This window comes from Vandammella animalimorsus (assembly GCF_002288875.1).
In the GTDB taxonomy this organism is placed as follows: domain Bacteria; phylum Pseudomonadota; class Gammaproteobacteria; order Burkholderiales; family Burkholderiaceae_C; genus Lampropedia; species Lampropedia animalimorsus.
This window is the reverse complement of sequence record NZ_NTBH01000005.1, coordinates 47,628-69,534: the sequence shown is the minus strand read 5'-3', so window position 1 is coordinate 69,534 and position 21,907 is coordinate 47,628. Positions and strand designations below refer to the sequence as shown.

The 21,907-nt window shown below is 65.3% G+C and carries 16 protein-coding genes and 1 tRNA gene; 9 read left to right on the top strand and 8 right to left on the bottom strand.

Annotated elements, in window-relative coordinates; translation table 11 throughout:
* Positions 1–8 precede the first annotated feature (8 nt).
* The gene (gene sucD / locus CLI93_RS08575) at positions 9–902 is read left to right on the top strand and encodes a succinate--CoA ligase subunit alpha (RefSeq protein WP_095539331.1); all 894 of its coding nucleotides are present in this window, start codon (positions 9–11) and stop codon (positions 900–902) included.
* 187 nt (positions 903–1,089) lie between these two features.
* Positions 1,090–1,164: transfer RNA gene (locus CLI93_RS08570), tRNA-Val, on the top strand.
* A 201-nt stretch (positions 1,165–1,365) separates the two neighbouring features.
* Here CLI93_RS08570 and CLI93_RS08565 read toward each other — a convergent pair.
* Positions 1,366–2,973 (bottom strand): leucyl aminopeptidase, encoded by a 1,608-nt coding sequence (locus tag CLI93_RS08565; protein ID WP_095542291.1) that lies wholly within the window; start codon positions 2,971–2,973, stop codon positions 1,366–1,368.
* Positions 2,974–3,037: 64 nt separating this feature from the next.
* On the opposite strand from CLI93_RS08565, the gene lptF reads away from it, so the two are divergent.
* The 6 genes from lptF to cobJ are packed head-to-tail and all read left to right on the top strand — an operon-like array spanning position 3,038 to position 9,040.
* Entirely contained in the window at positions 3,038–4,210 is a 1,173-nt protein-coding gene (gene lptF / locus CLI93_RS08560) for an LPS export ABC transporter permease LptF (protein ID WP_095542292.1), read from the top strand.
* Complete coding sequence (lptG, locus tag CLI93_RS08555) at positions 4,207–5,358, top strand: LPS export ABC transporter permease LptG (RefSeq protein WP_095542293.1); 1,152 nt, start codon at positions 4,207–4,209, stop codon at positions 5,356–5,358. The genes lptF and lptG overlap by 4 nt, the downstream gene beginning before the upstream one ends.
* Positions 5,337–6,815 carry a precorrin-3B synthase gene (locus CLI93_RS08550; protein ID WP_095995838.1) on the top strand — a complete coding sequence of 493 codons (1,479 nt, stop codon included), beginning with the start codon at positions 5,337–5,339 and terminating at the stop codon, positions 6,813–6,815. Before lptG ends, CLI93_RS08550 begins: the two co-directional genes overlap by 22 nt.
* The gene (locus tag CLI93_RS08545) at positions 6,737–7,366 is read left to right on the top strand and encodes a precorrin-8X methylmutase (protein WP_095543717.1); all 630 of its coding nucleotides are present in this window, start codon (positions 6,737–6,739) and stop codon (positions 7,364–7,366) included. Before CLI93_RS08550 ends, CLI93_RS08545 begins: the two co-directional genes overlap by 79 nt.
* The gene (locus CLI93_RS08540) at positions 7,356–8,123 is read left to right on the top strand and encodes a precorrin-2 C(20)-methyltransferase (RefSeq protein WP_095543718.1); all 768 of its coding nucleotides are present in this window, start codon (positions 7,356–7,358) and stop codon (positions 8,121–8,123) included. Before CLI93_RS08545 ends, CLI93_RS08540 begins: the two co-directional genes overlap by 11 nt.
* Positions 8,117–9,040, top strand: a complete 924-nt coding sequence (gene cobJ / locus CLI93_RS08535; protein WP_095543719.1) for a precorrin-3B C(17)-methyltransferase — start codon at positions 8,117–8,119, stop codon at positions 9,038–9,040. Before CLI93_RS08540 ends, cobJ begins: the two co-directional genes overlap by 7 nt.
* Here cobJ and CLI93_RS08530 read toward each other — a convergent pair.
* Positions 9,004–9,768: a cobalt-precorrin-6A reductase gene (locus CLI93_RS08530; protein ID WP_095543720.1), complete on the bottom strand. Its 765-nt coding sequence runs from the start codon at positions 9,766–9,768 to the stop codon at positions 9,004–9,006. The genes cobJ and CLI93_RS08530 overlap by 37 nt on opposite strands.
* Between CLI93_RS08530 and cbiT the strand changes: the two genes are divergently transcribed.
* A complete protein-coding gene (gene cbiT / locus CLI93_RS08525; protein ID WP_095995837.1) occupies positions 9,767–11,014 on the top strand; it encodes a precorrin-6Y C5,15-methyltransferase (decarboxylating) subunit CbiT in 1,248 nt (415 codons plus the stop codon). The two genes, CLI93_RS08530 and cbiT, sit on opposite strands and share 2 nt — an antisense overlap.
* Before the next feature lie 28 nt (positions 11,015–11,042).
* On the opposite strand, the gene CLI93_RS08520 is transcribed toward cbiT, so the two are convergent.
* The 6 genes from CLI93_RS08520 to CLI93_RS08500 form a co-directional block, all read right to left on the bottom strand.
* Positions 11,043–13,202 carry a UvrD-helicase domain-containing protein gene (locus CLI93_RS08520; RefSeq protein ID WP_095543601.1) on the bottom strand — a complete coding sequence of 720 codons (2,160 nt, stop codon included), beginning with the start codon at positions 13,200–13,202 and terminating at the stop codon, positions 11,043–11,045.
* Between the two features lie 4 nt (positions 13,203–13,206).
* On the bottom strand, positions 13,207–13,581 hold the full coding sequence (locus tag CLI93_RS14875; protein WP_124863885.1) for a hypothetical protein: 375 nt from the start codon (positions 13,579–13,581) through the stop codon (positions 13,207–13,209).
* Positions 13,578–14,696, bottom strand: a complete 1,119-nt coding sequence (locus CLI93_RS08515) for a hypothetical protein (protein ID WP_238945933.1) — start codon at positions 14,694–14,696, stop codon at positions 13,578–13,580. Before CLI93_RS08515 ends, CLI93_RS14875 begins: the two co-directional genes overlap by 4 nt.
* 89 nt (positions 14,697–14,785) lie before the next feature.
* On the bottom strand, positions 14,786–17,842 hold the full coding sequence (locus tag CLI93_RS08510) for a site-specific DNA-methyltransferase (RefSeq protein ID WP_095543602.1): 3,057 nt from the start codon (positions 17,840–17,842) through the stop codon (positions 14,786–14,788).
* A 137-nt stretch (positions 17,843–17,979) separates the two neighbouring features.
* Positions 17,980–18,825, bottom strand: a complete 846-nt coding sequence (gene dinD / locus CLI93_RS08505; protein WP_095543603.1) for a DNA damage-inducible protein D — start codon at positions 18,823–18,825, stop codon at positions 17,980–17,982.
* Positions 18,822–21,896, bottom strand: a complete 3,075-nt coding sequence (locus CLI93_RS08500) for a BPTD_3080 family restriction endonuclease (RefSeq protein ID WP_095543604.1) — start codon at positions 21,894–21,896, stop codon at positions 18,822–18,824. Before CLI93_RS08500 ends, dinD begins: the two co-directional genes overlap by 4 nt.
* Positions 21,897–21,907 lie beyond the last annotated feature (11 nt).

Below are 21,907 nucleotides of genomic sequence, written 5' to 3'. Positions count from 1 at the left end.
GAATTGCCATGTCGATCTACATCAACAAAGACACCAAAGTCATCACCCAAGGCATCACCGGCAAGACCGGCCAGTTCCACACCGAGAAGTGCATCGAATACGCCAACGGCAAGAACTGCTTCGTCGCTGGCGTCAACCCCAAAAAGGCCGGCGAGAAGATTTTTGACGTGCCCATCTACGCCTCCGTCAAAGAAGCGGCCAAGGAAACCGGCGCCACGGTGAGCGTGATCTACGTGCCGCCCGCTGGCGCAGCCGCCGCGATTTGGGAAGCCGTGGAAGCCGACCTGGACCTGGCCATCTGCATCACCGAAGGCATCCCCGTCAAGGACATGCTGGAAGTGCGCAACCGCATGAAAGCCAAGGAGGCCGCTGGCGGCAAGAAAACCCTGCTGCTGGGCCCCAACTGCCCCGGCCTGATCACGCCCGACGAGATCAAGATCGGCATCATGCCCGGTCACATCCACAAGAAAGGCCGCGTGGGCGTGGTCTCGCGCTCGGGCACGCTGACCTATGAAGCCGTGGCGCAGCTCACCGAGCTGGGCATCGGCCAATCCAGCGCCGTGGGCATTGGCGGCGACCCGATCAACGGCCTGAAGCACATCGACGTGATGAAGGCCTTCAACGACGACCCGGACACCGACGCCGTGATCATGATCGGCGAGATCGGCGGCCCCGACGAGGCCGAAGCCGCGCGCTGGTGCAAGGAGCACATGAAAAAGCCCGTGGTCGGCTTCATCGCTGGCGTGACCGCCCCTCCGGGCAAGCGCATGGGCCACGCTGGCGCTCTGATCTCTGGCGGCGAGGACACCGCCGAGGCCAAGCTGGCCGTGATGGAAGAGTGTGGCTTCAAGGTCACGCGCAACCCATCGGAAATGGGCAAGCTGCTCAAGAGCCTGCTGTAACACCCGCTCCAAGCCATGCCGCAGGCCGACGCACTGGCGGCATGGCACAAAAAAACCTGCACTGGCCTGGGCCAGCGCAGATTTTTTTATCGGCCCGCATGCAATTTGGCCCATTGCGCCCGGCACACACGAAAAAAGATGGTATAGTGCGCGCTTGCCTTGAGGGGCACACGAATTCAAATGCTTTGGGCGGTTAGCTCAGCGGTAGAGCACTGCCTTCACACGGCAGGGGTCACTGGTTCGAACCCAGTATCGCCCACCAAAGCCTAAAGGGGTTGGACGAAAGTCCAACCCCTTTTTTATTGTCTTTGATCTTTGCGGTGGGCAAGACAGGCTTGCCCCTTCAGAAACCGTACAGAGCAGCGCTGCACACTTTGGACTTGGGACTGCCCCGCCCTCTCGGCTGCGCGACTCGGACGCATAAAGGCGGGATTGGGCAGGCATTCAAGCCTGCCCACCGGGTTTATGTGCGCTTTGCCGCCGTGCGGGCCTTGCTGCGCGGCGCTGCGGTTTTCTTGCTGGCCTTGCTGGTCTGGCCGCCCGGCGATGCGGGCTTGCGCTGCGGCGCGGTCTGGGCTGCCTGGGGCATGGCCAGGCCCAGCAGATAGTGCATCAGCAGGCCCACGGGGCGGCCTGTGGCGCCCTTGGCGTTGCCGCTTTTCCAGGCTGTGCCGGCGATGTCCAGGTGCGCCCAGGGCCAGTCGCCAGCGAACTTCTGCAGGAACTTGGCCGCTGTCACCGCCCCGGCTTCGCGCCCAGCGACGTTGGCCATGTCGGCAAAGGCACTCTTGAGGCCCTGGCCGTAATCGTCGTCCAGCGGCATGCGCCAGCCCAGATCCTGGGCAGCCTCGCCAGCCTGCAGCAGGGCCTGGGCCAGCGCGTCGTCGCTGGCGAACACGCCGCTGCGCACGCCGCCCAGCGCGATCACGCAGGCGCCGGTGAGGGTGGCGATGTCGATCACCGCGCTGGGCTTGAAGCGCGCCGCATAGCTCAGCGCATCGCACAGGATCAGCCGGCCCTCGGCGTCGGTGTTGAGCACTTCGATGGTCTGCCCACTCATGCTGGTGACCACGTCGCCGGGCTTGACGGCCTTGCCGCCAGGCATGTTCTCCGTGGCTGGCACCAGGCCGACGACGTTGATGCGCGGTTGCAGCCGTGCCAAGGCTTGGAAAACGCCCAACACGCTGGCGGCGCCACACATGTCGAACTTCATTTCGTCCATGCCGGCGGCGGGCTTGATGGAGATGCCGCCGGTGTCGAAGGTCACGCCCTTGCCCACCAGCACCACTGGCGGCTGCGTCTTGGGCGCGCCCTGGTAGTGCAGCTCGATGAGCTGCGGCGGCTGGGCCGAGCCCTGCGCAACGGCCAGGAAAGCGCCCATCTTCAGGCGTTCGAGCTCACGCTGCGCATGCACTTTGACGCTGATGCCCTTGGCCTTGGCCAACTCGCGCGCGGTCTGCGCCAGGCGCGTAGGTGTGGCGTGATTGGCTGGCAAATTGCCCAGCTCGCGCGCCAGCGCGATGCCGGCGGCCACGCCCAGCGCCTGTTCGAACGCGGCTTGGGCGCGGGCCTTGCTGGCCACGCCGAGCACGATTTTCTGCAGCGACACTTCAGGCTTGCTGGGCTTGGTATGGCGGTAGCAGTAGGCGGCCGCGCTCAGGGCCCGCGCCAGGGCCTGCACGGCGGCATCGTCCTGCGCGGCATCGCCCAACGCCAGCACCACGGCTTTCTTCACGCCTTTTTGGCGCAGCTGCGCCGCCACGCCTTCAATGGCCTTGCACAGCTGTGCGGGCCTAGCCTGGGCCACGCCCAGCAGCAGGACTTTGCGCGCAGCGACTTGTGCGACACTGTAGAGCGCCAGTTGGTTGCCAAGCTTGGCCGGCTCGAAATCGCCGCTTTGCTGCGCTTGCTGCAGCAATTGCCGCAACGCTGCAGCGCCTTCGTTTTCTGCCGCCTGGGTCTTTGGCTCCTGCTGCTGCCCAGCCTCGGCCTGGGGCACCAGCACCAGCAACAGGTCGGCCTTTTCCTGGGCTGCGCTTTGCAGGCTCAGGGTCTTCAATTCCAGCGTCATCGCCATGGCGTGTCTTTCTCCAATCGTTGCCTTGTTCGAGAGTTTTCTCATTCCGTCCTGAGCCATGCTGTTCGATGCCGCCTTGCGCAAGGATTTGTCGCGCACTTTTCTGGGGACGCTGACGGTGCTGTTGACCGTGGTCGTCACGCTGATGCTGATTCGCACTTTGGGCCAGGCCAGCAAGGGCTCGGTCAGTCCGTCCGACATTATGCTGGTGATGGGCTACACCGTTTTGGGCTACATGCCCATCGTGCTCAGCCTGAGCCTGTTTGTGGCCATCATCGGCACGCTGGCGCGCATGTATCAGGACAGCGAGATGGTGATCTGGTTCGCCAGCGGCCAGGGGCTGGCTGGTTTTCTCGCACCGCTGCTGCGTTTTGCCTGGCCGCTGTTGCTGGCCATTGCTGCGCTCTCGCTGCTGGGCTGGCCCTGGTCGCAGGCGCGCATTCTGGATTTGCGCCACCAGTTCCAGCAGCGCAGCGATCTGGACCGCATTGCGCCCGGTGAGTTTCAGATTTCCTCCAACGGCGAGAGCGTGTTCTTCGTCGATCGCGACAGCAGCTCGCTGGAGCAGGCGCGGCAGATTTTCTTCGCCCAGCAGGGCGAGGAGCACAGCGCCGTGACCACGGCGCGCCACGCCAGTCTGGTGCAAGGCCAGGGCCAGAGCCGCATCGTGCTGGAGACTGGCCAACGCACCGAGCAGCTGCGCGGCCAGCGCCCGGCGCTGCGCGTGGCCGAGTTCGCACAGTACGAGGCGCTGCTGCAGCGCGACCCGATCGGCACGGCGCAGGCCACGATCCGCTCCACCCCCACGCTGGAGCTGCTGGCGCGCATTCGCGGCGCGGCCCCGCCCGTGTCACTGGCCGGGCCCGATGCCCCGCCGCCCAGCGCGCACGAGGCCCAGCAACTGCGCCGCGCCTACACAGCTGAGCTGGTCTGGCGCGCTGGCTTGGTGCTGGCGGCCATCAACTACGTGCTGCTGGCGCTGGCGCTGACCAGCAGCAACCCGCGCTCGGGCCGCATGGGCCACATCGTCACAGCGCTGCTGGTATTCGTGGTCTATTTCAACCTGCTCACGCTGGGGCAGAACTGGGTGGCGCGCGGCAGCATACACGGCGGCGTCTGGCTGCTGGGGTTGCACGGCAGCGTGTTGTTGATTGGCATTTGCTGGCTATGGGCGCGCAATGCGCAGTGGTCGGTGCAGCAACTGTGGCGCCGCCGGGAGGCCATGGCATGAAGATCGTTACCCGCATGCTGCAAAAGGAGATCATCGCCACCGTGGCGATGACCACCGCCGCCTTTTTGGCGCTGTTGCTGTTTTTTGACCTAATCAGCGAAAGCCGCTTTGTCAGTCGCAGCGGCGTGCAAAGCAGCTACGGCATGCTGCAGGCGCTCACGCACATGGCGTTCTCCGCGCCGATGCACGTTTATGAGCTGCTGCCCATCTGCGTGCTGATCGGCACCGTGTTCGTGATGGCGCGCTACGCCAAGACCTCACAGTTCACCATCCTGCGCACCGGCGGTCTGGGGCCGGGCCAGGCGCTGGGCATTCTGCTGGGCGTGGGCCTGCTGTTCACCGCCGTGACCTTTGTCATGGGCGACTACATCGCCCCCTGGGCCGAGCGCTCGGCGCAGCTGCTGCGCGCGCAGCACCTGGGCGGGCGCATCGTCGCTGGCGGCGGCGCGGGCGCCTGGCTGCGCGAGCGCCACAGCGATGGCTCACGCATCGTCAGCGTCACGGCGCTGCAGGCCGATGGTCAGCAGATGCAGGGCATTCGCATCTTCGAGTTCGCCGCCGATGGCCGCCTCAGCCGCCAGATCCACGCCAGCAGCGCCCAGGTGCGCCCCGGCCTCTGGCAACTGCAGCAGGCGCAGGAGGAAACCCTGCCCGCGCAGACCGACACGCCAACGCTGCAGGCCGACGGCAGCCTGGATGCCTCGCTCACCCCCATGCAAGTGCAGCGGCATGACGAGCTGGCCTGGCCCACCGGCATCACCAGCGCCATGGTCAATGCCGCCATCCTCAAGTCCGATGGCATGTCCACCATGCAGTTGCTGGACTACGTGCGCCACCTGCGCGCCAACGACCAATCCACCCAGCGCTTCGAGCTGGAGCTGTGGCGCAAAGTGTTCTACCCGCTGGGTTGCCTGGTGATGGTGGTGCTGGCCCTGCCCTTTGCCTACCTGCACTTTCGCTCCGGCGGCATCGTCGGCTACATGTTCATCGGCATCCTGGTGGGCATCAGCTATTTGATGCTCAACAACGTGCTGGGCTACATGGGCAATCTGCGCGGCTGGCCGCCGCTGCCCACGGCAGCCGCCCCGGCCGTGGCCTACACCCTGCTGGCGCTGGGGGTGTTCACATGGATGGTGCGCCAGCGCTGAACCCCACCTTGGCGCCGCCAGGCTCTGCGGTCGTGCGCGGCTGGTGCCCAGGCGCCTGGCAACCCATGGCCAGTGGCGACGGGCTGGTGCTGCGCGTGCGCCCGCCACTGGGCCGCCTGAGCGCGCGCCAGGGCCTGCGCCTGGCGCGTCTGGCCCAGTCGCACGGCGCGGGCGTGATTGAGCTCTCGCGCCGCGCCAACCTGCAGTTGCGCGGCCTGCAGGCCGCGCGCCATCCGGCCGTGTTGCGCGCCCTGGCCGGAGCCGGACTGCTCGATGCCGATGCGCGCCAGGAGCGCCTGCGCAACCTCGTCATTGACCCGCTGTGGCAGCCCGGCGACGGCCTGCTGGCCATGGCCCAGGCCCTGCAGCAGGCGCTGGCGCACAGCCCCGGCCTCGATGGGCTGCCAGCCAAGTTCGGCTGGGCCATCGGCCATGCCCCGGCAGGCGGCAGGGCCGGCTCGGCGGCGCTGCCGGGCGACCTGCAATTGCTGCGCCTGGCGCCCGCGCCCGGCCAGCGCGAGGCCGCCTGGTGGCTGCAAATCGACGGCCAGCCCTGGGCGCTGACCGCGCCCAATGCCGCCGCCGCACTGGACAGCGCCCTGGTGTTGGCGCAATGGTGTGCGGCCCAGGCCCAGCAGCGCCGCGCCCAGGGACAGCACCCCGGCCGCATGGCCAGCCTGCTGGCGCACTGGCAAGCCCGCCACGGCCAGCGCCTGCCGCCCTGGCCGCTGCCGCTGGCGGTGCAATTGCCGCCGCCCTCAGCGCTGAACACCGCACCGAGCAATGCACAGACCACGGCGCCTGCAGCTCCGCCCAAGCCGGGCTGGCTGCCCGGCCACGGCCTTTTGCTGGCCGCGCCGCTGGGGCGCATCGACGCGCTGGCGCTCTCGCGCCTGGCCCAGGCCCTGCCCCTGCTGGCAACAGCCGCCAGCGCGGGCGCGCCCATGCTGCGCATCACGCCATGGCGCATGCTGTTGATCGAGGCGGCGCAGCCGCCCAGCGCGCACTGGCTGCGCCTGGCCGGGCTGGATGACGCCCGTCACTGGATCGGCCATGCAGGCGATGCCCGCCTGCGCGTCTCGGCCTGCGCCGGGGCGCCAGGTTGCCGGCAGGCCCTGGCCCCCACCCAGCCGCTGGCGCTGGCGCTGGCGCCGCAGGTGCCGCCGGGCCGGCACCTGCACGTCAGCGGCTGCGCCAAGGACTGCGCCCGCCCCAAGCAGGCCGCGCTCACGCTGCGCGCCGTGCAAGGCTCAGGCCAGAGCCGCTTTGCCCTGCTGCCCCAAGGGGCCGCGCAAGCGCCCGGCCAGCCGATGGATACAGCGGCGCTGCGCGACAATAGCGCCCTGTTTTTCCAGCAAGATTCCGATTCAGGCTCCCCATGCCGCACATCTACGAAACCGACGGCGCCGCCATCTACCGGCAGTCCTTTGCCATCATCCGCAGCGAGGCGCAGCTGAGCCGCTTCGACGCCGACGAAGAGCCCGTGGTGGTGCGCATGGTGCATGCCGCAGGCCTGGTCGAGTTGGCCGAGCAGGTGCAGTTCTCCCCCGGCATGGCGCGCGCCGCGCGGCAGGCGCTGCAGGCCGGCGCGCCTATCCTGTGCGATGCGCGCATGGTCAGCGAAGGCATCACGCGCGCACGCCTTCCAGCTTCCAACCGCATCGTCTGCACGCTGCACGAGCCCGGCGTGGCCGAACTGGCCCAGCGTCTGGGCACCACGCGCAGCGCCGCAGCATTGGAGCTGTGGCGGCCGCAGCTGGCCGGCGCGGTAGTGGCCATCGGCAATGCGCCCACGGCCTTGTTCCACCTGCTGAACATGCTGCAGCAGCCCGGCTGCCCGCGCCCGGCGGCCATCATCGGCTGCCCGGTGGGCTTCGTCGGCGCGGCCGAATCCAAGCAGGCGCTGCTGCAAGAGCTGCCTGCGCCCGCGCTGGTGGTGCGCGGCCGGCTGGGCGGCTCGGCCGTCACCGTGGCCGCCATCAATGCCCTGGCCAGCCATGCAGAGTAAGCCGCTGCCTGCCGCCGCGCCGGGCGTGGTCTGCGTCGGTCTGGGCCCGGGCGACCCGGAGCTGATGAGCGTCAAGGCCCAGCGCCTGGTGTGCCAGGCCCAGCACGTGGCCTACTTCCGCAAAAAGGGCCGCCCCGGCCAGGCGCGCCAAATCGTTCAAGGTCTGCTGGCGCCCGGCGTGCAGGAGTACCCGATGGAGTACCCCGTCACCACTGAAATTGCGCTGCACAGCCCAGCCTACACGCAAGCGCTGGCCAGCTTTTACGACCACTGGTGCCAGCGCCTGGCGCAGCTGGCGCGCGATGCGCAGGTGGTGGTGCTGTGCGAGGGCGACCCGTTCTTCTACGGCTCCTTCATGCACCTGTACACGCGGCTGCGCGCGCGCGGCGACGTGGCGCTGCAGGTCGTGCCCGGCATCCCCGGCATGGTGGGCTGCTGGCACGCCACGGGCCAGCCCATGACCTGGGGCGACGACGCCCTGGCCGTGCTGGCCGGCACCCTGCCCGAAGACGAGCTGGCGCGGCGCATGCGCGGCGCTGAGGCGCTGGTGGTGATGAAGGTCGGCCGCAACCTGCCGCGCATCCGCCGCGCGCTGGCGCGCGCCGGCCGCCTGAGCGATGCCTGGCTGGTGCAGCACGGCACCATGGCCAATCAGCAGGTGGCGCGGCTGAGCGATGTGCCCGGCGACGCCTGCCCCTACTTCGCCATCGTGCTGGTGCACGGCCAGGGCCGCCGGCCGGAGGCCGCGCCATGCTGAACAACGCCAACGCCAGCAACGACCACGGCTGCAACAACGGCGCGGCAGCCGCTGCCGCTGCGGCTGCTACAGGCCGCCTGTGCATCGTTGGCCTGGGCCCGGGCGATGCGGCCCATACCACGGGCGCGGCGCTGCAAGCGCTGCAGGCCGCCAGCGACGTGGTGGGCTACCTGCCCTATGTGCAGCGGGCGCGCCAACTGCTGCAGGCCCAGCCCGGCGCACAGACCCCAGCCTGGCACGCCAGCGACAACCGCGAGGAGCTGGCCCGCGCACGCCATGCGCTGGCGCTGGCCGCCCAGGGCCGGCAGGTGGCCGTGGTGTCCTCAGGCGATCCAGGCGTGTTCGCCATGGCTTCGGCGGTGTTCGAGGCCATCGAATGCGCCGCCGCGCCCGAGCGCGCGCAGTGGCTGGCGCTACACATCGAGGTACTGCCCGGCATCACCGCCATGCTGGCCGCCGCCGCGCGCGCCGGCGCGCCGCTGGGCCATGATTTTTGCTGCATCAACCTGTCGGACAACCTCAAGCCCTGGGCTGTGATCGAGCAGCGCGTGCGCCTGGCATTGCAGGCGGACTTTGCGCTGGCGCTGTACAACCCGCGCTCACGCAGCCGCCCCGAGGGCTTTGTGCGGCTGCTGCAACTGCTGCGCGCGCACTGCGAGCCCGAGCGCCTGCTGATCTTCGCGCGCGCCGTGTGCACGCCCGATGAGCAATTGCTTTGCTGCCCATTGCAGCAGGCCGAGCCGGAAATGGCCGACATGCGCACCGTGGTGCTGGTGGGCAACAGCCAGACGCGCCGCATCGGCGCAGCGCAGCGGCACTGGATCTACACGCCGCGCCACTACCCCGGCGCGCCCGGCCAAAGCGCCAATCAGCCAGCCGATCAGCCCTCCGCCCCGCTCGCAGGCAGCGCGCCATGAGCCAGCCAGTGCAGCACCGCCTCCACCTGCTCGGTGCGCGCGCGCTCGGGCAGTGCCGGGCGCTGCACCATCACCACCGGCAGGCCCAGCGCGCGCGCCGCATCCAGCTTGCCGCGCGTGGCATCGCCGCCGGCGTTCTTGGCCACCACCCAGCCGATGCCGTGCGCGCGCAGCAGCTGCAAATCCTGCTCGGCGCTGAACGGCCCGCGCCCCAGCACCACCTGGGCGTGCGGCAGCGGCAGGCTGCCCGGCTGCGGGGCATCGACCAGGCGCAGCAAATAAAAATGCTGCGGCTTGGCCGCAAAGGCCGCCAGCTGCTTGCGGCCAATGGCCAGGAAGACCCGCGCAGCTGCAGCGGGCAGGGCCTGCGCGGCGGCGGCCATGTCCGGCACCTCGATCCAGGCATCGCCCGGCTGCGGCCGCCAAGGCGCGCGCTCCAGTGCCAGCAGCGGCGTGCCCGTGGCGGCGCAGGCCGCGCAGGCATTGCGGCTCATCTGCGCGGCAAACGGGTGCGTGGCATCGACCACATGGCTGATGCCCTGGGCGCGGATGAATTGCGCCAGCCCCTCGGCCCCGCCAAAGCCGCCGCAGCGCGTGGGCAGCGGCTGGGCCAGCGGCGCGCGCGTGGCGCCCGCGTAAGAAAACAGCGCCGCAATGCCGCTGGCGTGCAACCGCTGCGCCAGCGCACTGGCGCCGCTGGTGCCGCCCAGCAGGAGCACATGCATCATGGCCGATTCCATTGACTCTCCTTGGTTGACTCTGGTGGGCCTGCACGAGGACGGCCTGCAAGGCCTGTGCCCGGCCGCGCAGCAGGCGCTGGCCCAGGCCCAGACCGTCTTTGGCGCGCCGCGCCACCTCGCGCTGGCCCAGGTGGCGCTACAGCCGAACGGGCGCGGTAAGCCCTGGCCCGTGCCCTTCGCCCTCGACGAGCTGCTGGCGCTGCGCGGCCGGCAACAGGTCCTGGCGCTGGTCTCGGGCGACCCATTTTGGTTCGGCGCCGGCGGCAGCCTGGCCGAGCACCTGGCGCCGCACGAATGGCGCAGCCTGGGCCAAAGCCCCACATTCTCGCTGGTGGCCGCGCAGCTGGGCTGGCGGCTGGAGCACACCGACTGCCTGGGCCTGCACGCCAGCGCGCACCAGCAACTGCTGCCGCTGCTGGCGCCGGGCCGCCAGTGCATTGCGCTGCTGCGCGACGGCGCGGCGGCGCTGGCGCTGGCGCAATGGCTGCAGGCCGAAGGCTGGGGCGCCAGCCCTTACTGGGTGCTGCAAGCCCTGGGCGGGCCGCAGGCGCGCTGCCGCCACTGGCCTGCGGCGCAGCAGGCCATTGCCGCGTTGCAGGCCGAGCCGGCCCAGGCCCCGGTGGCCGTGGCGCTGCGCGCCGCCGGCGGCTGCGCCCTGCCCGCCGTGCCCGGCCGCAGCGAGCACTGGTTCGCCCACGACGGCCAGATCAGCAAGGCCCCGGTGCGCGCGCTGACGCTGGCCGCGCTGGCGCCGGTGCGCGGCGCGCATCTGTGGGACATCGGCGGCGGCTCGGGCGCCGTGGCGGTGGAATGGTGCCTGGCTGGCGGCAGCGCCACCAGCATCGAAGCCCTGCCCGCGCGCGCTGCCAACATCCGCGCCAATGCCCAGCGCTTTGGCCTGCAACAGCGCCTGCAGGTGCTGCAGGGCAAGGCGCCCGATGCCCTGCAGCCGCAGGATGGCGCGCCGCCCTTGCCCACGCCGCAGGCGGTGTTCGTCGGTGGGGGCTTTGATGCTGCGCTGTTCGCCTGGCTGCAGGCGCAGCTGCCGCCCAGCTGCCGACTGGTGGTCAACGCCGTGACGCTGCAGACCCAGGCCCTGCTGACGCAGCTGCACGGCCAGCACGGCGGCCAATTGCTGAAAATCGACATCGCCAGCGCCGCCCCGCTGGGGCGCATGCACGGCTGGCAAGCCGCGCGCACGCTGCTGCAATGGTGCTGGCAGCGCGGCAGCTGAGTATGAGTACAGGCCCTGAAGCTGCTTTTCAACGATTGTTCCGCAACAGCAAATCCTGCAAAAACTCCGATTCCGGCGCCACCGCCGAGACATGCAAAAAGTCGCGCGCCCGGGTACAGGCCACGTAGAGCAGGTGGCGCTCGGTGTCGTAGATCTCGCCCAGCGCCACTTCGTCGGCGGCGGTGTTGATGCGCGCTTGGGAGGGGATGACTTCATCGTCACAGGCCATCACTGCCACGGCTCGAAACTCCATGCCCTTGGCCAGGTGCATGGTGGCCAGGCTGACGCAGCCTTCCTCGGTCGCCATGTGCTGGTCCAGCACCTTGGCGGCAAGGCCAGCGGCGGCCACAGCCGCTTGCGCACGCGGCATTTCAGCCTGGGAGCGCACGAACACCGCCATTTCATGCGCCTGCATGCCTTGCTCGGCGCACTGCCGCAACCACTGCCCCACAGCGCGGCTTTCAGCCTCGGCGCTGGGGTAGCTGCGGATGACGGGCGCGGGGCCGTTGAACACCGAGATCGTGCCCTTGCGGGTTTCCACATTGCCGTCCAGATCGGACACTTCCGGCCCCAGCAGGCGGTCGGCCTGGGCGCGGATCTGGTGCGAGGTGCGGTAGTTGATGGTGAGCATGCGCGAGCGTCCGCTGATGTCCACCCCCTGCGACTTCCACGAAAACGGTTGTTGGAAGATGCGCTGGCCCAGATCGCCAGCAAAGAACAGCGCATTGGGCCGGTCCCCGGCCAGCGCGGCCAGAAAGCGCAGTTGCTGCACGCCAATGTCCTGCGCCTCGTCCACCACAATGTGGCTGAACACCGGATGCGCTCGCTCAGGTATGGCCTCGGCCAGTTGCCGAAACAGGCCCGCCCAAGTCAGTTGCCCGGCCTGTTCCAGCCGTGCCTGCACCTGTTCAAACACCTGCCAGCACAAGGCCCGTTGCGCTTCGGGCAGGCGGGTTCTGCGGCCCAGCCGCTTGGCATCGCGGTAGGCCTCCCAGTGGTTGATCTGCCAGGCATCCACCACCTCCTGCCACTCGGCCAGCAAAAACGCCTGACCTTGCTTCAGGCCAGCTACCGTGGCCGCCGCTTCTTGCAGCCAGGCGGCGATCTGCGCTTGGTCGGCCAGCTTGGACGGCTTACCGAACTGCCCCCGGTACAGGCGCAACGCCATGGCGTCCATCGACGCCACGTCGATGCGCTCGGCCACGCGCGGCGTGTTGCAAAGCAGGCGAAACAACGCGCCTTGCAGCACTTTCGCCAGCGGGGCGGAAAAGGTGGTGAGCCACACCCGAGCATCCTCGTCTTGACGCGCCAGATGCGCCGCCCGGTGCAGCGCCACCACCGTCTTGCCCGTGCCGGCCGAGCCGGACACCCGCGCCGGGCCGTTGTAATCGCGCGCCACCATCTGCCGCTGCGCCGGATGCAGGAACACCGTCCACTTGTCCCACGGGTATTCCAGCGCCTGTGCCAGCTCCTCGGCATTGTCCAGCGTGCGGAAGCGCCGCTGCGCATCCGGATGCAGGAAGGGATCGGCATCGGCGTCAGCAGGCACGGGCAGCGTGGGTGTGCCACCCGTGGCCAGCTCCAGCAAAGCCTCGCCGGCCTCGGCCGGTAGATGCGTGACCAGCTCCAGCAGCCCGTCCTCATCGGCGGTGCGCACATCGTCCAGCCATTCCAACGGCACGCCATAGGCCAGCAGCGCATCGTCGCTGTAAGCGGCAAACAGCGCCGGGCCAGCGGCAGCGGGCGTGACCGTGGCAGCGGATACCGGCGGCGCGATGGCCACGCTGGCCGCCGCACCTCCTCCCGCGTTGGCATCGGTGCTGGCTTCGGCACGACGCGGCGGCGCCACCTCCTGCACGCTTTCGCGAATTTCCACCAGTTGCGCCGCGCCCGTGGCGGGATGCGTTTGTAGCTTGCGCCGCTCGGCCCACTGGTAGGCCTTGTCGTGGTGATCGACGTAGCACAGCAGCAGGCTGCTGACCATGCGGTGCACGATCAAGCGAATGTCGCGGCTAACCCGCACCGACCAGAAATTGGGATCCTTCGCGCGATCGAGCTTGTGGAAACTGTGCCCCTTGCCGCTGGGATCCATTTGCAGGTCAAAGGCGGTGGTCTTGACCAGCTTTTGCTCGTCGCGGGTCAAGCGCGCCAGGCTGGCGGTAAAGGTGTCGGCAATGCGGAAGTGCATGGGTTTACTCTTTGGGATAAAGCCGTCCACGGCTTAAGGCATATTCCACGAGCCGCTTGGCAAGTTTTCTGCACTCTTTATTCGTGCGCTGGCCAAATTCAATCAGGGCATGCGCCGAATTGCCCTCAACAGGATCAGCGCAATAGCTCAAGTCAAGGGACTTCACCTCCTCACCCGAAACGCCCCAGACGCCTGCGGATAGCAAATGCTGCTCCTCGGTGTAATGCCGATAAGCCTCTTGCGGCGACACCTGATCTCCATCGTAGACTGAAAGACCGCCTTGATCTTTTGGGAAAGGTGTGAAAGCTTGACTTGTTAGCACGCCCTCAACCAAAAAATTAGGATTTACTTGGCGAAAAAACAGGGTTTGATCATTCATGCCAACTCCCCTTTGATGTGTTCGCCAAGGAATCGGAAAAGCAATCTCCAATCATCTTCACCCTTCAAATCAAAGTCTCTCTCAACGTCCTCGCCAGTCTCGTCAAATACATGGAAACTCGCCTGCATGTTGGCAAGATCAATATCTAACGACGGGAAGCCTTTCGCCTGCCACTCCAACAGCAGATTGCCGTCTTGTGTCGGGACAATCAGTGGCAAAGGCACATCATCAGGGTAATCCGCCAAGTGATCGGCAATCTGTTCCAAATACTCTTTATTCAGGGAAAATCCGCCGCCTTCAAACCAGCCATCTTCCAGTTTCGCTATTTCGTCCAGGCGCGATGAAATCGCATGATTTTTAATGACTTCAAGAGAATCGACGGTGATCACGCTTTTCAAGCGATCCCAGGAGTCATAGGCGGCAACCCCTTTAAGAACCACCTGATGACGTTCACGCCCGCCAAATTTTCTCACCGTTTCCCGAGTTGATTCCGGCATGGTCACAGTACACTGGCCACCATCGATCAGATGCAGTCTGAAGGTGGACTTGGCCCAGTCCACTTCCATAATAACGCCCGACAGCTTTGCTTCTTTTTCGTAGGTTTTTTCAGCTGCCAATACCAGTTCTTTTCGCTTTGTCGGTGTTAAGACTGCACCATCTTGCCTGTGGCGGCGCGGCAGCTCCATTGCTTCACCCTCACGCAGTGAACGTCCCAGCTGGTTGAAGTGACTCAGCAGCTCTTTTGGAAAACTCTCGGGCAATGCGTTGGCAGGGGCCGCAATACATTCAGCCACCAGATCGCGCGCCTGCCCAAAATATCCTTGGGCTTCACCCAGATAACCAAACAGTCCGCCCGCTACCGCCATGGCAACCAAATGTGGCTTTGTGCTGCCTTTTTCTATTCTTTCTATATCCAGTCGGAAATTATCCGAAAATCCGCGCGGCACGCGTTTTCTTTTTGGGTTGGCTTGCAAATACAAATGCTTTGCCAAGTCCACGATCAGCGCCTCGTAAGCGGCCAAGTCGCGCGCCACATCCACCGGAAGCGTGTGCGCATCAAATCGCGCTCCGGTGAATCGGGGTATTGCGAACGCTTCTTTCAAGTCGGTTTGCATATGCAGCTCCTTGGGGCTTATCCACTTGTGTGAACACCTAGTTAGTTCTAGCCAGTTCTAGCAACTTTCTGCTAGAACTGGCTAGAACCTCATCCCACCTTGAACACCTTCATCACCTCATCGCCCAAATGGTTGATAACCTTGACGGCAAAGCGGCCGGTCTCGGGCCGGGGGAAGGGGCGGGAGGTGTCGGAATTGAGGCTGGCCCAGGCTTCGGGGTTGATGTCGGCCTTGAGGGTGGTTTTCAGGGCCTTGTAGGGGTCGCCCGCGCCGAGGAAGTAGGCGTGGCGCACGAAGAAGGATTCTTCGTTGTAGTTGGTGTCCAGAAACCAGCAGGCAATGCCGTCGGCGCTGTCGCTGCGCACTTCGCCGCTGGCGGGGTCGAACACGTCCACGCCGCGGATTTTCACCACCAGTTCCTCGCCTGCGGGCAGGTCGATGATGTCCTGCTGGCCGTCGTAGCGGCGGATGCTGCGGCCTTGCGTATCCTGCACATCCACATCCGGCTCGCCGAAGATCACGAACAGATTGCCCTTGCCGGTGTTTTTCAGGTCTTCGGCCATGTGCAGGTCGGCGTTCATGCGGGCCTTGAGCACGCGCACGCGGCCGAGTTTGTCGAACTCGCTGGCCTGCGCGTCGTAGTTGAAGGCACAGGCGATCAGCACGTCGAAACCGGCTTCGCCCGCCTCGCGCGCGGCGTCGGCCAGGTCCACGCGGGTGACGGTGCCAAATTCCGGGCCGATGAAGATGCCCGCCCGCTTGCTGGCGCCGGTTTCGTCGTCATAGCGCCCTTCGGCGCAGACCATCTGCCCCGGCCAGGGGGTGAGCGCGGTGAATGCGATCTTGCCCGACTTGTGCGCCTGCTGCACGCCGGCGCTGCGCAGGTTTTCCAGAATCAAACCGGCAAAGTCTTGCCCGTATTCGGCGCGGCTTGCTTCCACGGGGTCAATCAGGCGGTCTTCTTCATCCACGCCCAGCTCGCGGTGCGGATTGAGCGATTCCACGGTAAACGGCCCGGCCACGCGCACGCGCTTTTTGTCTTCATAGGGCTTGTCGTACAGGGTTTCAAAATCGGCCTTGGCGGCAATGCTGGCGTCGATGTCTTTTTGCCTTGCGATGCGCTGTTGCCAGAACGCCTCATGCAGGGCGCGTGCCGATGCCGGCCAGCTGTCGGGGCAGTCGCGCGGCACCTCCCATTCCTGAATGTCGGCGGGCACTTCGGCAGTGTATTTTTGCGCTTTGCGATGCGCGGCCAGCCAGCCTTTGGGCAAAACGTCTGTCAATTGCGCGCGCAGCGGGGCCAGCGCGGCCTCGTATTGGTCCCAGATCACGTCGATCTCGGCATTGTTGGCGATGGCTTTGAGCGTGATATGCGGCACGCGCTGGCAGACAAAGCCGTGGGCGATATTGCCGTAGGCGGGCTGGTTGGACGGGGCACGTTGGCTGATTTCGGCCTCTTTCAACTGCCCCTCGCGGCTGTCGGCCAGCAGGTAGTACGGATAGCGCGCGCCCATGATGCGCGCCCGCGCCAAGGCCAGCGCCACGCGCGAGGTGTCGATGGTGATCCAGCGCCGCCCCCATTGCTCGGCCACATAGGCGGTGGTGCCGCTGCCGCAGGTGGGGTCAAGCACCAGATCGCCGGGGTCAGAGGCCATCAGGAGGCAGCGTTGGATGACTGATTGCGAGGTCTGAACAACATAAATTTTGTCAGACATAAAGCTTGCGCCAACGTCATCCCAACGATTATTTATTTGAACAGCCGGAAAATCATCCAAATATCTAACGTAACCAATCCTGCTTGCTGTAGCCTCCAGGCGGCCCGCAATCTTTAAGCGAGACATGCCTTCTTCATTTGTTTTCCATCGAACGGTTAGCGAAGGCTTATATGTTTTCCCGCCCAAACTAACACCAAACCATGAAGCGGCTCCTTCCCCTTTATCCCTTCCTGCGCTTTGCGATGTAAGGTTATCGAGTGAATATATTTTCAAATCTCCCGAATTTACCCGTTCATCGCTCAGTAATTCATCCGTCAGTGAAAAACTTTCGCCAAAACCATTCCTGAGGCGATTGTAGTTTGTCCCTCCCTTTTCTCCGGGCTTTTTTATTTTTAATGATTTTCTAAATTTTACTTGCCGTTTACTCTTCGCATACCAAATCAAGTAATCTGTTGTCTGCCCCAGGTAGTCATCTGTTGATCCAGTGGTTTTTGCGACACCTATTTGAGAAACAAAATTCCCCTCCCCAAACACCTCATCCATCACCGCCCGCACGCGGTGCACGTTTTCATCGCCAATCTGCACGAATATGGAGCCGGTGTCGCTCAACAAATCGCGCGCCACCATCAGGCGGTCGCGCAGATAGCTCAAATACGAGTGGATGCCGTCGCGCCAGGTGTCGCGGAAGGCCTTGACCTGCTCCGGCTCGCGGGTGATGTGGCTGGCGTTGCCGTCTTTCACGTCGCGGCTGGTGGTGCTCCACTGGAAGTTGCTGTTGAATTTGATGCCGTAGGGCGGGTCGAAATAAATGCATTGCACCTTGCCGCGCAGGCCCTCGCGCTCGGCCAGCGATGCCATCACTTGCAGGCTGTCGCCCAGAATCAGGCGGTTTTGCCAGTGGCCTTCGTGCTGGTAGAAGTCGGTGCGCTCGGCGCCTTCGGGCAGGCCGTTGAAGTCGCCAAACAGCTCGGCCTGTTGCATGTCAGCGCTGGCGGCGCTGTTGTCGGCCGTCTGGCTCAGGCGACGCAGGTCGTCGATCAGGGCCTTGGGCTTGACCTTTTCCTGGATGTACAGCGGCGGGGCGTTGACCACCAGATCGCTCCAATCCTGCTGGTCCTTGCCGCGCCAGATGAGCTGCGGGTCCAGCTCGCGGTTGAGGCGCGGCTGGGGCGGCAGCATGGCTTCGTCCGCTCCGCTCCCGTTGGTTTCGTGCAGGGCGCACAGCGCCTCCAGCCACTGCGCATTGGCGCGCGGGTAGCGGGCCTGCCTGGGCGCGCGCTGCGTCGCGTCCATGATGGATTGGTGCTCGGCGGTGGGGATGTTCTTGCGCGTGGCCGTGGCGTGGACGAGGTCTTCCACGCCGATGGGGGGTTTTTGAGAGGCTTTGCTCGCGGCTTGGGATGCGCCGGTGGACTTGGGTTGACGGGCCATGAGGAGTGGTGATCTTTAATCAGGAAGGCAGCTAAGTTAAGGGAAACGCGTTTGCCTTAACTTAGCAGGCGGGCAAGTTAAGGTTTTTGCATTTGCCCTAACTTGGCGTGGCTGCAAGTCAAGGCTGTTCCAACATCTCAGTTGTCATCCAGCGCATCGGGCTTGGCCAGCGATTTGCGGTTTTCCGAAGCCAGGCGACGCTCAACCTTTTTAATGTCCTCGGCGGGCGGCAAATTTTCCGGCTGGATTCCGCGATCAAGCAATGTCTTGCGCACGGCCTTGTTGTTGGTGACATGCTCGCTGGAGATAGCCGTTTCGGTCCGCATCTGGTGCTGCCGGGCGTTGTGGATGGTGATCTCGGCGGCAAAGTCCTTGGCCTTCAGAATCAGGGTGGGGGCGAAGTCTGCCAATGGGCGATTGGCTGGCACCTTCCAGCGACTTTTCATGCCCTGCGTGTTGACACCAAACAGGGCATGGTCTCCCTTGCTGCGGATCAGTGCGAAGTCCTGATTGCCACCGGTTTGCTGATAGATGACACTGGAGAGCTCTTTTTCGGTCTCAACCAGCTTCTGGCGCGCCTGCAAGCGCTCGTTCTCCAGCAGACGCTGCTCAATCAGCTCAGCACGGCGAGTCTGCAGGGCGAAGTAGGTTTGCGCAAAGGCAATTTCCTGCTTGCGCGGGTCGCCGTTTTGCGCGAGCAGGTAGCAGGCGTAGCGGGTGAGCATGATGTCATCCACCTCGCGCTGGCTGCCGGAGCCAAGACCGACCATCTTCCCGACGTCGGCAAAATGGTCGGCAATGTCATGCCCCGAGACTTCGCACGCAGTTTTGGCTTTGTTGATCACGTTGACGAAGTTGTCCCACTTGCTGTAGCCCAACAGGTGCTGCAAATCGCGCGCCAGCCAGAACTCCACACCAGATTCAGTTTGGTGCGCATGGGCTTCAAAACTGTGCGTGAGGCTATGGATGAGGTCGGTTTTCATGGCTTTTCTCCAGCGGCTTGCAGCATCTTGTCAAACTCGGCCTGCACTTTCTGGGCAAAGTCGCTTTGCATTTCGTACACGTCGCCAAATTCGGCAAAGGCCCAGCGCCCGTGGGTGCCCAGGTGATTGACGGCGGGCAGCCAGTAACTTTGCATGGCGGCTTTCTTGAAGTCGGCATCCTCGCGGCGGTAGCCCTTGATTTCGACGATGAGGTATAGCGGGTCGTCTGTGCCGTGGCCGTCGTCCACCAACACGATGAAGTCGGGCCGGTACAGGCGGTTGTCCGGGCCGAACTGGTAGGGCACTTCCAGCCCCAGGTTGTGGTTTTTGGTGTAGGCGATCACGCGCGGGTGTTGCTCGGCCACGCGGCAAAACTCGGCTTCCCAGTCGCTGTCGGTGACGACCCAGTTGACGTGGTTCTTGGGCGGCGGGCCCAGGGTTTCAAAGCGGCCTTCGCGCGCGGTGGCAAAGCGCACGTGCGCGGTGCTGCCGGTGGGGTTGTAAGGGTCGAGGATGGCCTTGATTTGCGCGCCGTTTTCCAGCGCCTCGCGGGTGATGGCGGCGGTGATTTTCTGGCAGGCTTTTTCGGTCAGTTCGCCGTACATGAGTTGCGCCGGATGAGTGTCGCCATCGCAATGCAGGCAGCTTTCCAGCCATTGACGAACGATGCGTTTGAGCTGCCCGAACAGGTGGATGGGCGGCTCCTGCCCCGGCTCGCGCCAGTGCTGGATCAGGTGGCGCGTCAGCTCCATCAGCAGGGTGGACTGGCGCACATCGCCCAGGTGCTGCAAGGTAAGGTTGACGGCCTCACCGATGATGCCGGCGTTCTGGGTTTGCGTGGGGCCGCCCATGTCGGGGGTGAGCGTCATGTGGTGCTCGGGTTCAAAGCGCGCCTGCAATCCGGCTTGCGGCCGCTCGACGCGGTAGCCCAGCACGCGCGGGAAGCGGATTTCCAAATGGTCGCGCTCGGGTCGCAGCGCCTTGACGGTGACGGTTTCGCGCGGCGTGGGTGGGGCGGTGACGACAGGCTTGGCAGTGAAGTCGAAGGGGATGCCGAAGACGTCGGCGTATTCCACGTCAAACAGCCCCTGGGCATTGAGTTCGTAGGACTGGCGGCGCAGCGCGCGGCCGATGACCTGCTCGCACAAGAGCTGGGTGCCAAAGGCACGCACGCCAAGGATGTGGGTAACGGTGTTGGCGTCCCAGCCCTCGGTGAGCATGGACACCGACACCACGCAGCGGATGGATTCGCCCAGCCGGCCGGGTTTTCCGACGGTGTTCATGACTTCGCGCAGCAGGTCCTGGTCGCTCAGGTCGTCGGCACGGGTGCGATCGCCGGTGCGTTCGATGATTTCACGCCGAAAGCGCTCGATTTCATCGCCGGCCATGCGGCGGAAGTTGTCGTCCAACGCCTCGCCCGATTCCAGTTGCTCGCTGTCGATCAGCAGGGTATTGGGACGCGCCAGCGGGTTGCCGTAGTCATCGTGGTTGCGGAACAGCTCCAAGCGGCCAGGGATGGGGGTGGTGTTGCCGTCGTCATCGGTGCGCTCGAAGCCAGCGATGTAGTCGTACACCAGCTTGGAGGTGGCAGTGTTGTTGCACACCACGATGAAGCAGGGCGGCACTTTGATGCCAGCCTTTTTCCAGGCATCGAAGGTTTGCACGTAGTGGCCGTACAGCGCCTCCAGAGCGGTTTGCAGCTCCACAGGGATGGCGTGCGGATCCAGCGCGCCGCCCTTGCCGCGGCCTTTTTTGGGCATTTTCTTGCCGATGTGCTTCCACAGTTCGCGGTAGATGGGCATTTCCGCACCGGGGATGTTGTCCACCACCGGCACACGCGGCAGTTTGACGATGCCGCATTCGATGGCATCCATCAGCGAAAAATCGCTCATCGTCCACGGAAACAGCGTGCCTTCGGCATAGCCGGAGCCGGCCAGAAAGAACGGCGTGGCCGAGAGGTCAATGACGCGCTGCACACCCAAATGACGCTGCACGGTTTCAAGGCCGGAAATCCACAGGCGGGCGGCTTCGTTTTCGCTTTGGGCATGTTCCTTGGCCGCCTTGAGGTCATCGCCTGTGAGCGGGTTGCCCTTGCCGTCGATGTAATCCTCATCAGACGCGGGCTTTTCGCGGTAGCAGTGGTGGGCCTCGTCGTTGAGCACGAGGATGTTTTTCATGCCCATCAAGGCTGGCATGACGCGCTGGAGCATCTGGCCTTCGGTTTCCAGCGTGTCCGGCGCGCTGCCGGCGCGCCCTTGCAGCAGGCGGCGGCCGCCTTTGGATATTTCCATGCGCTCGCGCCGCTTGAAGGCGTGGTAGTTGGTGATGACGATCTTGGCCCTGTCCAAGTCGGCCAGCATGTCGCGCGGCACGATCTCGCGGCTGGCGTAATAGCTGTCCGGATCGTTGGGCAGGAGCACACGCAGGCGGTCGCGGATGGTCAGGCCCGGAGCCACGAGCAAAAAGCCGCGGGTGAACTTCTTGTTGCGCGGATGGCGCACGGCGTTGACGGTTTGCCAGGCAATCAGCATCGCCATAACAGTGGTCTTGCCCGCACCGGTGGCGAGCTTGAGCGCCAGCCGCATCAGGCCGGGGTTGGCGTCATCGTTGACTTTGGCAAGGTGCTCCAGAAAACGCTGGCCGCGCTGGCCCAGTTGCGGCGCCACCTCGGTCAGCCAGATGGCGGTTTCGGCAGCCTCGACCTGGCAGAAAAACGGGCGCACACCGGCAAAGTCATGCGTGCGCCAGTGTTGCAGCAGGCGCGCGGTTTCCGACGTGACCCGCCACTGCGAGGGCGGCAACTGGCGCCAGGCATCCACCTCCTGCCGCACGGCATTGATAAGGTCTCTGTGGTAGAGCTGGTTGTCGCTGCCGTGCTGGCTGCCCAGCGCCAGTTCAGACTGCGCGCCACGCGCCTTGCGCGGCCTGGGAATGGGGGTGATGAAGTCCGCGCGGCGGCGGCTGTCGATGACCTGCCCGGTGGGCTGCCCGGCCTCGTCCAGCGCCCAGTGCCGGGCGGGGTAGGCATAGGGTGAGTTGAGAATGGGCTGCTGAAAAAACTGTTCGCTCATGGCATGTCTGG